The organism is Pedococcus sp. P3_C7 (assembly GCF_056402615.1).
Genome location: NZ_JBFUHC010000001.1, coordinates 137,917 through 150,295, shown reverse-complemented (window position 1 = coordinate 150,295; position 12,379 = coordinate 137,917). Strand labels below are relative to the sequence as shown.

Genomic DNA, 12,379 nt, shown 5'->3' with positions numbered 1-12,379 from the left:
ACCGGCCCTTCGTGAGGTGTGCCGTGGAAGGCGACTCGCGTCAGAGCGAGGCGGCCTTCTTCGCCATGGCCGACTTCTTGTTGGCGGCCTGGTTGGCGTGGATGACACCCTTGCTCGCGGCCTTGTCGAGCTTCTTGCTCGCGGTCGCGAGAGCGTCATTCGCCGCAGAGGCGTCGCCGGAGTCGACGGCTGCCTGGAACTTGCGGATCCAGGTCTTGAGCTCGCTCTTGACGGCCTTGTTGCGCTCGGTCGCCGTGCGGTTCGTCTTGATCCGCTTGAGCTGGGACTTGATGTTTGCCACAGGTGTGTCTCTCTTGGTTGGTCGGTGGTTGCCGTTAGAGGGCGGCAGAAGTCTCTCGGGACCAGGCTGGTGGGGCGCCTGTGGTTGAGAGGCTCTGGATGGTGCTGCATGCGCGCACGACCATGCGCGCACGCGAGGGGCAAATCTACCAGCGAGGAGCCCACTCCCCCAAAACGTGGGTATGCCGCGTGCTCCCGACGCGGTCAGGTCGCGCCTGGGTGCTCACCGGCCGCTGCGGGCCTGCGTGATCGTGAGGACGGCGCGTTCGACGGCGTAGACCGGGTCGCGGCCACCGCCCTTGACCTCGAAGTCGGCGTTTGCGACTGCCTGGATCGCGTCGGCGAGCCCCTCGGGCCCCCACCCGGACAACCCGCGCCGGGCCTTGTCCACCTGCCACGGGGCCATGCCGAGGTCGCGCGCCACATCCGCCGATCGCCCACGACCAGCTGCGCCCACCTTGACGAGCTGGCGCAGCTGTTGGGCGAGCACGGCCACGATCGGCACCGGGTCGACCCCCGTGGCGATGGCGTGGCGCAGCAGCCGGAGCGCCTCGCCGGCGTTGCCCGCGACAGCGGCGTCGGCCACCTTGAAGCCGGTCGCCTCGACCTTGCCTCCGTGGTACCTGGCGACCAGGTCCTCGTCGATGGTGCCGGTGGTGTCGGCGACGAGCTGCTGGCACGCGGAGGCGAGCTCGCGCACGTCCTTGCCGATGGCCTCGATCAGTGCGCGCACGGCATCGGGGGTGACGCGGCGCCCCGCCCGACGGAACTCGTGCATGGCGAAGTCGGTCTTGTCACGGTCGGTCTTGATGGCAGGAGCCTCGAGCACGCGCGCCTGCGACTTCTTGAGGAGGTCCAGGACCTTCTTGCCACGCTGCCCCGACTTGTGGGTGACCACCAGGGTCACCTCGGCGTCGGGGGCGGCGAGGAAGGCGAGCAGGTCTTCCTGGAGCTCGTCCGGCGCCTCGTCGAGGTCCTGGACGACGATGCACTTCTCGCCCCCGAACAGCGACGGGCTGGCATGCATGCCGAGCGCGCCCGCCTCGTAGGTCTCGGCGGCCAACCGGATGACCTCGAGCTCGGGAGCAGAGGCCCGGAGCTCGTCGAGGGTGGTGCTGAGCGCACGGTCGGCGATGACGGCCTCGGGTCCGCTGATGAGGACGAGAGGGGGCACGGTGCGCGTCGCGGTGGCGGTCACGGGGACAGCCTCCCATGCGCCGGGGACAGCCTCAGCCGCCCGGACAGTAGGCCTCACCCGCGGGGAGCCCCGGGTGGACCGGACCCTCACGGTCGCTCACCGAGCCCCCACCACTGCGTCCCGCGCGGACAGCGATCACCTCGGCCAGGATCGCCACCGCAATCTCCCCCGGTGCGTTGGCCCCGATGTCGAGCCCGATGGGCGCATGCACCGTGGCGAGCTCGTCAGGCGTCACGCCGTGGTCCAGCAACCAGCCGCGCCGCCGCTCCTGCGTCCGGCGCGAACCCATGCCCCCGATGTATGCGGTGCCGGCCCCCAGACCCGCCGCGATGGCGGGGCCGTCCACGTCGTCGTGATGGCTCGTCACGACGAGCGCGTCCACTCCCTCGGGGACGGAGGGATCGTCGCTCGACAGGGTCACCGACCAGCCGAGCGGGGTGGCGAGGGCGACGAGTGCCTCGGCCACGGGCCCGGCTCCGACGATGTGCAGGGTGCAGGAATCCGCCATCCCGTCAGTATCGCCCTACTCGAAGGCGAGGGTGGCGGCTCCGGAAGCCTCCAGGCCGAGGCCCTTGAGGCGGGATGCGACGACATCGGCGGGCAGCTCCAGGCTCTCGGCGAGCTCGTCGACGGACAACCCGAGCTCGATCCCGTCGCGCAGCTCCTCGTCGGACTCGGCCGTCCAGGCGTGGCCGCCGGTCACCGCGGTGCGCGTCGACTCTGCGGGTGGCGGCGAGTCGGCCACCGGTCGAGGATGCTCCGCCACGTCCTCCCCCGTGGCCCCCATGGACGGGCCGACCAGCGCGCCGGTGATGCCGCGGAGGGCCGGCTCGTGCACCTGCACCGGAGGCGCCGCCGTCTCGTCGAGCCGCCTCAGCGCCGCCAACACCCGCTCGCGGTCGGTGGTCGGCCAGAACGGAGGCAGCGAACGCTGGAGGAACCCGGCATACCGAGCAGTCATCATGCGGGAGTCCAGGAAGGCGACGACGCCACGGTCGTCGGCGCGGCGGATGAGGCGCCCCGCCCCCTGCGAGAGGCGTAGCGCGGCGTGGGTCGCCGACACGGCCATGAAGCCGTTGCCCCCCATCCGGGCGATGGCCTGTGAACGCGCCGACGAGAGGGGGTCGTCGGGGCGCGGGAAAGGGATGCGGTCGATGATGACGAGCTGGCAGGCCGAGCCGGGCACGTCGACGCCCTGCCAGAGGGTAAGGGTGCCGAACAGGCAGGTCTGCGGGTCTCGTGCGAACTGTCGCACGAGGGTCGTGATCTGGTCCTCGCCCTGGCACAGGAAGCCGATGTCGCCGTCGAACCTCTCCCGCATCGCCTCGGTGGCCTCCTTGGCCGCGCGCATCGAGGAGAACAGGCCGAGGGTCCGCCCACCGGCCGCCCTGACCAGCGCCTCGATCTCGTCGAGCGTCTGCTCGCTCAGGCCGTCGCGTCCCGGTGCAGGAAGGTGTTGCGCCACATAGGCAATCGCCTGCTGGGGGTAGTCGAAGGGGCTGCCGACATCGAGTCCGCGCCATTCCGGCGCGCCCTCGCCCCGCAGGCCCATCGTGCCGGCAACGGCGTCGAACGTCCCGCCCAGCTCGAGCGTCGCCGACGTCATCACGACAGTGCGGTCGCCAAAAACCTTGTCGCGCAACAGCATCGCCACACTCATGGGCGCCACACGCAACACCGAGCCGCGTCGCTGGTCGCGACTCACCCACACGACGTCGAGGTCGCGCTGCTCGAGGACGCGCGATGAGTTCTCGAACATCTCGTCGATGGCGGCCTGCGCCACCTTGCGGGCACCGTCCGGCTCGACGCCCTTCTCCGGCTTGAGCTCGGACTGCACCTGCCTCGTCGTGTCCCTCACCCTCGCGAGCGCGAGCGACAGCGAGTCGGGTATGCCGTTCAGCTTGCCTTCGGGGAGCTGGTCGAGGACCCCCTGGAGGAAGACCGAGGCGTCGTCGACGGCGTCGGTGGACTCGGCGAGGCGTGCGGCTCGCTTGGCCGCGGCCGCGACCATCGAGGGCGTGATCTCGTCGGTGATCGTGGACGTGACCCGGTCGACCAGCTCGTGCGCCTCGTCCACGATGAGCAGGTCGTGCTCGGGCAGCATCTGGCGCCCTTCGAAGGAGTCGATCGCCATGAACGAGTGGTTGGTGACGATGACGTCGCAGTCCTTGGCCGCGTCGCGCGAGCGCTCGACGAAGCAGTCGGCGAACGCCGGGCACTTGCTGCCCATGCACTCGTGGGCGCTGACCGAGACCTGTCGCCACGCCCGCTCACTCACCCCGGGCACCAGCTCGTCGCGGTCGCCGGACTCGGTGGTGTCGGCCCACTCGCGCAGCCGCACCACTTCCTGGCCCAGGCGCGAGGCCGCGCGGTCGACCTCGGCGACCTCGAACAGCCCTTCCTCGTCGTCAGGGAAGCCACCCTCGAGCTTGTGGGCGCACAGGTAGTTGCGACGGCCCTTGACCAGCCCGTAGGTGGGTCGCTTCCCGAGCAGGGGTGCGATGGACTCGGCCAGCCGCGGCATGTCGCGGTCGACGATCTGCGCCTGCAGCGCGAGCGTCGCGGTGGCGACGACAGCGGGCTTGCCGGTCTTCTGGGCATGCATGACGGCCGGGATGAGGTAGGCGAGCGACTTGCCCGTGCCGGTGCCCGCCTGCACGAGGAGGTGCTCGTCCCTGGCCACGGCGTCCTCGACGGCGTGCGCCATCTCGACCTGGCCAGGACGCTCGACCCCACCGACTCCCTGGACGGCGGCGTGCAGGAGGTCGTCGAGACTGGCCATTGGGTCAGCGTATGCCGTGCGCCGGCTCGATCCGTCGCCTGTCCCCACCCCTCGCAGCTGACAGCCGTGACCCCGGCGCCGCGGGCGCSGGGGTCACAGTGGTCGGTTCCGGGTCAGGTCACCTCTCGTCCACCCAGGCGGGTGCCGGAACCCCGTTGCCCGTCAGGTTGTCGCACCCGACGAACTGGCTGTCCACGCGCTGGATGGCGCAGAAGTAGGTGACCGTCGGCTCCAGAGGCGCGGGGCCGGCGTCCTGGCGGGCGGCGGCCGGGAGCGTGCCCAGTGCGACGAGGAGTGCTGTGGCGGTGATCATGGGGAGAATCCGCCGGGTCTGCTGGATGGTGTTCACGGTGTGCTCCTGGTGCTGAGAGGTGTGTGGTGCTGACCCCTCCACGGTCCGGCCGGGAGGCCCTGACCCACATCGGGTGCACCCCCTCAGAAGCACCGCCGAAACCCCTCAAATAACGGGTGTCGGCCCGACGGGCACAGGAACACACTGGGGACGTGCCCCCTGCGGACCCGCTCTCGAGCGACGGCTTCGTCGGCCGCTCCGGCGAGCTCGACGAGCTCSCCGCGGCCCTGGCATCGGCACGGGCGGGCCACGGGCGTGCCGTGCTCGTTCTGGGCGAAGCGGGGGTCGGCAAGACCAGGCTGGCGCAGCAGGCCTGCGCGCTGGCCCGGGACTTCCTCGTCCTCACCGGCGCCTGCCTGCCGCTGTCCTCGATGAGCGTTCCCCTCCTGCCGCTGCGCGCAGCGGTGGGTGGGCTCCCTGCCGAGCAGCGACCCGCCCTGCGGCGTGCTGCCGGTGTCGAGGCCGCTGAGGAGTTCGACCGGTGGCTCGAGGACCGCTGCACCCAGGGTCCGGTCGCCCTCGTGGTCGACGACCTGCAGTGGGCCGATCCCGCCACGCTCGACGTGCTGATGTGGGTGCTGGCCGGGCTGACCACCCGCCGCCTGGCCTTGCTGGTGACGGTGCGCCGCGGGGAGGCGGGTCCCGGCCATCCGCTGCAGCGCTGGTTGGCCGACGTGCGGCGCCTCCCGGGGTTCGTCGAGATGTCCCTCGGACCGCTCGACCTCGAGGAGACCCGCGCCCAGCTCACGGGTGTGCTGGGTGAGGTGCCGCACGACACCCTCGTGCGAGAGGTGTACCGCCGCACTGGAGGCAACTCCTACCTGAACCGACTGCTCGTCCAGGGCCTCTCCCCCACCGCGTCTGCGCTCGGGCCCAGCCTCCCGGAGGACCTCTCCTCAGCGGTCCTGCGTGCCTGGCACCGGCTGGACACCCCGGCTCGCGAGCTCGCCCGGGTTCTCGCCGTCCAGGGCCGGGTCGCGGGCGACGGTGCACTGGACCGCGTGGCCGCCCTGGCCGGCGTGACCGACCTGCGCTCCGCACTGCGCGACTGCGTGGACGGCAACCTTCTCGAAGCCGACGGGAGAGGCGGTTACTGGTTCCACCACCCCCTCCAGGCAGAGGCCTTGGCGGGCAGTCTTGGCCGGTTGGAACGCGAACACCTCCATGCCGCCTTTGCCGGGGCCCTCGAGCAGGATCTTGCCTCGGCTGTGGCCGGCGCAGTGTCGGCGGACGAGTCGACCCTCGAGACCCTCAGCCTCATCGCCGACCACCACCGCCAGGCAGGTCATGCCAGCGAGTCGTACGCCGTGGGGCTCCGCGCGGCCGAGCTGGCCCAGGACCTGGGCGCCACGACCATGCAGGTGAGGCTGCTGCGGCGCGCCCTCGAGGTCAGTGAGCAGCTCGACGGCAGTGCCCCGCAACCGGCTACCGCCCTGTGGGAGCGGCTGCGTCTGGCGGCCGAGTCCGTCGGTGACTTCGAGGAGGAGCTCCACGCGGTCGAGGCCCTGCTGAGCAGGCTCGACGAGGGACAGGAACCGCTCGCCGTGGCCGAGCTCCTGGTGCGCCGACAGCACCTGCGGTTCATGACCGGCCGCGGCTTCCTCGACCCCGCCGAGATGCGACGGGCCGTCGAGCTCGCGGGACACGAGCCCGAGTCATGGCAGCACGCGCTCGCCCTCGCCGAGCTGGCGCACGCCGCTCTGTGGCAGGACGACGCCTCCTCCCCTCAGCTCGCCACGGCTGCGCTGGAGCGTGCCCGAGCCTGCGGCAACCCCCGCGCGCTGACCTATGCCCTGACAGCCAACGCCATGCTGGCGGTGCACGAAGATCGTCCGGACGACGGGCAGCGGCTGGGACGCGACGCCGTCCAGGCGGCCGTCGAGGCCCGGGACGGGTTTGCGTTCGTGCACGCGACGCTGTGGGAGGCGAACTCCGTCGAGGGACCGATCAGCCCCGAGTGGATTGCCATGGTCGGTCGGCGCCGGGCCGAGCTCGCCGACCTGGGGATGCCGCACCCGGTGATGGCGTGGCTGGCGTGCAACGAGGCTTTCGGCCAACTCCACGCCGGCAACCTGGAGGCCTGCTCACAGCTGCTCCGGATGGCCCTGGGGTCCACACCGGGAACGCTCGCCGACGTCCAGACCCGCCTGAGCGCCGCCTGGATGGCAGCAATCCAGGGCCAGACGCACGAGGCAGAGGGTCACCTGGCCCGCGCGGACGAGCTGTTCGCCGAGACGTCGACCTTCCTGGCCTTCGAGTTCGACGCCGTCCGAGCCATGGTGCTGCTCTCGGGCGGGCACCTCCGCGCCGCGCTCGATGCGGCCTTGACGAGCGCGATGAACCAGGGGGCACCCGCCACCATGTGTGAGTGGCTGCTACCCCTCGCCGCACGGGCTCTCGCCGACCTGGTGCAGCAGGAGCGCGACACCGGTTCCGACCCTGCGGGTCTCCTTGCCGAGCTCGATGCACTCACAGCCAGGTTCCCGGAGACCCTCGCCGAGATGGGCGGGATGAGTCGCTTCTACGAGCGGCAGCTGGCCGGTCTCGGGGCGATGTACCACGCGGAGGTTGCCCGCGCCCGTCAGGCCGCTGACGAGCCCTTCCTGTGGGAGCAGGCGTCGAACGCCCTTCACCAGCTGCTGCCCTGGGAGGAGTGCTACTCGCTGTGGCGGCAGGCGGGATCGCTGTTGCTCGCAAGCCATGGCAGTCGCGACGACGGTGTCGACGCGCTGCGCCGCTCGTACGCCCTGGCCCGGACGCTGGGCGCGCAGCCCATCATCGCGGAGCTCGAGGCGCTGGCCCGGGGCACCCACGTCCGCCTCGCCGACCCGGTCACCAGCGGTCCAGCCACCGGGGACGCACGCCAGGTCGGCCTCACGGCGCGCGAGACGGAGATCCTCGGACACATCGTGGCCGGTCGCACCTACGGCGAGATCGCCAGGTCCCTCGTGGTCAGCGAGAAGACCGTCAGTTCGCACGTCAGCCACCTGCTGAGCAAGACGGGGTGCGCCAACCGCGTCGACCTCGCGCGCTGGGCCACGCGCACGTAAGCCACCGGCATACCCGAGGGTGGAGCCGGGCGTGGCCGCGGACCGGACCACGCCCTGCGAGGATGGCGGCGATGACTGTTGACCACGCGAGCCCCGAGGCCGCGAGCCCACCACTGCTCACCGACCTCCTCCCGGCCGGGGTCGCGGAGCCGGACGACGTGTATGCCGCGTTCGACGGTTGGGCGCGCGACCGTGGGCTGCCGCTGTATCCGCACCAGGACGAGGCCCTGCTCGCCGTCCTGGCCGGGGAGAACGTCGTCCTGTCCACGCCGACGGGCTCGGGCAAGTCGCTCGTCGCCACGGGAGCACACCTGGCCGCGCTGGCCACCGATCGGGTGAGCTTCTACACCGCCCCCATCAAGGCGCTGGTGAGCGAGAAGTTCTTCGCGTTGTGCGAGATCTTCGGCGCGTCAGAGGTCGGCATGCTCACGGGCGATGCCTCCGTGAACCCCGACGCGCCGATCATCTGCTGTACCGCCGAGATCCTGGCCAACCTCGCCCTGCGCGAGGGAGCCGACGCCGACGTGGGTCTGGTCATCATGGACGAGTTCCACTTCTACGCCGAGCCCGACCGGGGCTGGGCCTGGCAGGTGCCCCTGCTCGAGCTGCCGCAGGCGCAGTTCGTCCTGATGTCCGCGACCCTGGGCGACCTCACCGACCTCGCCGAGGACCTGACCCGCCGCAACGGCCGGGCGACGACCATGGTCACCGGTACCGAACGACCCGTGCCCCTGAGCTTCACCTGGGCCCTGACTCCGCTCTCCGAGACGATCGAGGAGCTGCTCACCACCCACCAGTCCCCCGTCTACATCGTCCACTTCACCCAGGCAGCGGCGCTCGAGCAGGCCCAGGCACTGCTGTCGCTCAGGGGCACCGTCAAGGCGGACAAGGCCGCGATTGCCGAGCGCATCGGCGGGTTCCGGTTCACCGCCGGCTTCGGACGGACCCTGTCCAAGCTGGTCCGCTCCGGGATCGGGGTGCACCACGCGGGGATGCTGCCGCGCTACCGGCGGCTGGTCGAGCAGCTCGCCCAGGACGGCCTGCTCAAGGTCATCTGCGGGACCGACACCCTCGGCGTCGGCATCAACGTGCCGATCCGCACCGTCCTGTTCACCGGGTTGGTCAAGTTCGACGGGTCCCGGCAACGGGTTCTGAAGGCCCGCGAGTTCCACCAGATCGCCGGACGGGCCGGACGCGCGGGGTTCGACACCAGCGGTTCGGTGGTCGTCCAGGCCCCTGAGCACGTCATCGACAACGCGCGGGCCATCGCCAAGGCCGGCGACGACCCCAAGAAGCTCAAGAAGGTCCAGCGTCGCAAGCCGGCCGACGGAGAGGTGTCGTGGACCGAGCAGACCTACGACAAGCTCGTCGCCGCGGAACCCGAGCCGCTGGTCTCCCGGATGCGGGTGGACCACTCGATGATCCTCAACGTCGTCCAGCGGCCGGGCGACCCGGTGCGCGCCCTCAGCCATCTCCTGCGGGACAACCACGAGACGCCGCGCGGGCAGGCCAGGCTGTCCCGTCGCGCCATCACGCTGGGCAGGAGCCTGCTCGACACCGGCGTGCTCCGCCGCATCTCGCCGCCCGACCCTGACGGGCGCACCATCGAGGTGCGTGGTGAGCTCCAGCACGACTTCGCCCTCAACCAGCCGTTGGCACCGCTGGCCCTGGCCGCGCTCGACGTGCTGGACCCGCGGTCCCCCACGTACGCCCTCGACGTCGTCTCGGTCATCGAGGCGATCCTCGACGACCCCCGCCAGGTCCTCATGGCGCAGCAGTTCAAGGCCCGTGGCGAGGCAGTGGGCGAGATGAAGGCGGAGGGAGTCGAGTACGACGAGCGGATGGCTCTGCTGGAGGACGTGACGTGGCCGCGGCCGCTCGCCGACCTGCTCGAGGCGACGTTCGAGATCTTTCGGCAGAGTCACCCGTGGGTGTCGGAGTCGGCGCTGTCACCCAAGTCGGTGGTCCGCGACATGTACGAGCGCGCCATGACCTTCACCGAGTTCGTCTCGACCTACCAGCTGGCCCGGTCCGAGGGCCTGGTCCTGCGCTACCTCACCGATGCCTACCGGACGCTGCGTCAGACGGTGCCTGACGCCCACCACAGCGAGCAGTTCGACGACCTCTTCGAGTGGCTCGGCGAGACGGTTCGCCAGACCGACTCCTCCCTCCTCGACGAGTGGGAGGCGCTGACCGACCCCGACGCCAACGAACGCCTGGAGGAGCTCGAAGGACTGGCAGCACACGGCGGCACCCGACCCACCCGCCCGATCACGTCGAACGAGCGTGCCTTCCGGGTGATGGTCCGCAACGCGATGTTCCGTCGCATCGAGCTCGCCAGCCGTGACCGGTTCGGCGACCTCGCGGCTCTCGACGCCTCCCAGGCAGCACTCCCCGAGCCGCCACGCCACCCCCTGATGGACGGGGAAGCGTGGGACGAGGCGCTCGGGGCCTACTACGCCGACCACGACACGATCGGCACCGACGCCGAGGCCCGCGGACCCCAGCTCCTGAGAATCACCCCGTCGCAGGGGCCCCCGCCGGGGGCGCTGGAACCGGAGACCGAGCACCGCCTCTGGAACGCACGACAGACCATCCACGACCCCGAGGGCGACCACGACTGGGTGATCGAGGCGGTGGTCGACCTCGAAGCCTCCGACGAGGCCGGCGAGCCCGTGGTCCTCACGACGGCGATGCGCCGCCTCTGACCTACTGCCGAATCACGGGGTGGTCGTGAGGTCCAGGGTCATGAACACGCTGAACTCGTCGGCGAGGTAGGGCCCGAACGGGCCGCAGGCCGTGAAGCCGTACGCGGCATACATCGTCCGCGCGGGGGCGAACTCCTCGGGCGAGCCTGTCTCGAGACTCAGCCTGGTGTAACCGCGCCGCCGGGCCTCGACCACGACGTGGTCGAGCAGCGTTGCCGCCACCCCACGCCGACGGTATGCCGGTGCGGTGCGCATCGACTTCAGCTCGCCGTGGGTGGAGTCGAGCTCGCGCAGGGCCGCGCAGCCGAGCACGTCTTCGCCGTCCCACAGGCTCCAGAAGCTCAGGTCCGGCGTCCGCAGCCGGTCGAGGTCGAGCGCGTGCACGCTCTCCGGTGGCGAGTAGCGCCGCATGTCTTCGACGTGCTCGGCCAGCAGGGCCTGGACCTGGGCCGTGTCCAAGCCGCCCAACCGGATGTCCAAGGCGCGTGACCGGGTTGAGCGCCTCAGGCCGCGAAGCCCGCGAGCTCGCTGGCGAGCTCCGGGTGGACACGAGCCTTGAGCAGGGTGCCGGTTCCGGTGTGCTCGCTCGAGAGCACCTCTGCCTCCTGGTGCAACCGGCTGACCAGGTCGCCGCGGTCATACGGCACCAGCACCTCGACGTCGATCGTGGGGCGAGGAAGCTCGTCGGCGATCAGCGCGCGGAGCTCGTCCAGCCCGGCGCCCGTGCGGGCCGAGACGACGATCGAGTGCTTCTCGTGACGCCGGATCCGGTCGAGCACCTCCGGGTCGGCCGCGTCGGCCTTGTTGACGACGATGACCTCGCGGACGTTGGCGGCCTCGACGTCGGCCAAGACCGCCCGGACCGCGCTGATCTGTCCCTCGGGGTCGGGGTGGGAGCCGTCGACGACGTGCAGTAGCAGGTCGGCGTCGGCCACCTCCTCCAGCGTCGACCGGAAGGCCTCGACCAGCTGGGTGGGGAGCTGCCGAACGAAACCGACCGTGTCGGCAAGGGTGTACAGGCGACCGTCCTCGGTCTCGGCACGACGGACGGTCGGGTCGAGGGTCGCGAACAGCTGGTTCTCGACCAGCACCCCGGCGCCCGTGAGGCGGTTGAGGAGAGAGGACTTGCCCGCGTTGGTGTAGCCGGCGATGGCGACGCTCGGCACCTCGTGGGCCTTGCGGCTGAGGCGGCGGGTGTCGCGGCTGGTCTTCATCTCCTTGATCTCGCGCCGGAGCTTGGCCATCCGGGTGTTGATGCGGCGCCGGTCGAGCTCGATCTTGGTCTCACCGGGACCACGCGACCCCATGCCCTGGCCGCCGGCAGCCTGGCCACCGGCCTGGCGGGACATCGACTCACCCCAACCACGCAGGCGCGGCAGGAGGTACTGCAGCTGGGCCAGCTCGACCTGGGCCTTGCCCTCCTTGGACTTCGCGTGCTGGGCGAAGATGTCGAGGATCAGGGCGGTCCGGTCGATGACCTTGACCTTGACGACGTCCTCGAGCGCGCGCCGCTGGCTGGGCGTGAGCTCGGTGTCGCAGATGACCGTGTCGGCGCCTTCGGCGATGACGATGTCACGCAGCTCGATGGCCTTGCCCGAGCCGAGGTAGGTGCCGGTGTCCGGCTTGGCGCGGCGCTGGACGAGCCCGGCCAGCACGGTCGAACCCGCGGTCTCGGCCAGTGCGGCGAGCTCACGCATCGAGTTGTCGGCGTCCTCGGCGGTGCCCTCGGTCCAGACCGCCGCGAGGACCACTCGCTCGAGCCGCAGCTGGCGGTACTCGACCTCGGTGATGTCCTCGAGCTCGGTGGACAGCCCCGCGACACGGCGCAGGGCAGCGCGGTCCTCGCGGTCGTACTGGTCGCCGTCGTAGCCGGGCCCGTCGCTGTCGAGGAATCCGTCCTCGGTCGCCAGCGCGGTGGCCTTCAGGTCAAAGATGTCTGATCGCTTCAGTGTCATGTCCCCTCAAGAATCTCATCTTTTCAACGGGCGC

The 12,379-nt window shown here is 70.9% G+C and carries 9 protein-coding genes; 2 read left to right on the top strand and 7 right to left on the bottom strand.

Going from position 1 to position 12,379, the window contains the following annotated elements; genetic code table 11:
• Window positions 1-40: 40 nt before the first annotated feature.
• The 5 genes from rpsT to AC1DS4_RS00655 all read right to left on the bottom strand — a co-directional run bounded on the left by rpsT (window position 41) and on the right by AC1DS4_RS00655 (window position 4,629).
• Window positions 41-301, bottom strand: coding sequence for a 30S ribosomal protein S20 (gene rpsT, locus AC1DS4_RS00675; protein WP_477612532.1), 261 nt, complete (start codon window positions 299-301; stop codon window positions 41-43).
• 222 nt (window positions 302-523) lie between these two features.
• Window positions 524-1,498 carry a DNA polymerase III subunit delta gene (gene holA, locus AC1DS4_RS00670; protein ID WP_477612531.1) on the bottom strand — a complete coding sequence of 325 codons (975 nt, stop codon included), beginning with the start codon at window positions 1,496-1,498 and terminating at the stop codon, window positions 524-526.
• Window positions 1,499-1,529: 31 nt separating this feature from the next.
• Window positions 1,530-2,006 carry an XdhC family protein gene (locus tag AC1DS4_RS00665; protein WP_477612530.1) on the bottom strand — a complete coding sequence of 159 codons (477 nt, stop codon included), beginning with the start codon at window positions 2,004-2,006 and terminating at the stop codon, window positions 1,530-1,532.
• A 15-nt stretch (window positions 2,007-2,021) separates the two neighbouring features.
• A complete protein-coding gene (locus AC1DS4_RS00660; protein WP_477612529.1) occupies window positions 2,022-4,280 on the bottom strand; it encodes an ATP-dependent DNA helicase in 2,259 nt (752 codons plus the stop codon).
• 118 nt (window positions 4,281-4,398) lie between these two features.
• Window positions 4,399-4,629: a hypothetical protein gene (locus AC1DS4_RS00655; RefSeq protein ID WP_477612528.1), complete on the bottom strand. Its 231-nt coding sequence runs from the start codon at window positions 4,627-4,629 to the stop codon at window positions 4,399-4,401.
• A 155-nt stretch (window positions 4,630-4,784) separates the two neighbouring features.
• Between AC1DS4_RS00655 and AC1DS4_RS00650 the strand changes: the two genes are divergently transcribed.
• Window positions 4,785-7,682, top strand: coding sequence for a helix-turn-helix transcriptional regulator (locus AC1DS4_RS00650; protein WP_477645976.1), 2,898 nt, complete (start codon window positions 4,785-4,787; stop codon window positions 7,680-7,682).
• 71 nt (window positions 7,683-7,753) lie between these two features.
• The gene (locus AC1DS4_RS00645; protein WP_477612526.1) at window positions 7,754-10,390 is read left to right on the top strand and encodes a DEAD/DEAH box helicase; all 2,637 of its coding nucleotides are present in this window, start codon (window positions 7,754-7,756) and stop codon (window positions 10,388-10,390) included.
• A gap of 12 nt (window positions 10,391-10,402) precedes the next feature.
• Here AC1DS4_RS00645 and AC1DS4_RS00640 read toward each other — a convergent pair whose 3' ends face one another.
• Both AC1DS4_RS00640 and hflX read right to left on the bottom strand, forming a co-directional pair.
• Window positions 10,403-10,849, bottom strand: coding sequence for a GNAT family N-acetyltransferase (locus AC1DS4_RS00640; RefSeq protein WP_477612525.1), 447 nt, complete (start codon window positions 10,847-10,849; stop codon window positions 10,403-10,405).
• 44 nt (window positions 10,850-10,893) lie between these two features.
• A complete protein-coding gene (hflX, locus tag AC1DS4_RS00635; protein WP_477612524.1) occupies window positions 10,894-12,345 on the bottom strand; it encodes a GTPase HflX in 1,452 nt (483 codons plus the stop codon).
• Window positions 12,346-12,379 lie beyond the last annotated feature (34 nt).

Excerpts from the sequence above, each read along its gene's own strand:
- AC1DS4_RS00665 (WP_477612530.1), bottom strand. The coding sequence starts at position 2,006 with ATGGCGGATTCCTGCACCCTGCACATCGTCGGAGCCGGGCCCGTGGCC.
- AC1DS4_RS00660 (WP_477612529.1), bottom strand. The coding sequence starts at position 4,280 with ATGGCCAGTCTCGACGACCTCCTGCACGCCGCCGTCCAGGGAGTCGGT.
- AC1DS4_RS00645 (WP_477612526.1), top strand. The coding sequence starts at position 7,754 with ATGACTGTTGACCACGCGAGCCCCGAGGCCGCGAGCCCACCACTGCTC.
- hflX (WP_477612524.1), bottom strand. The coding sequence starts at position 12,345 with ATGACACTGAAGCGATCAGACATCTTTGACCTGAAGGCCACCGCGCTG.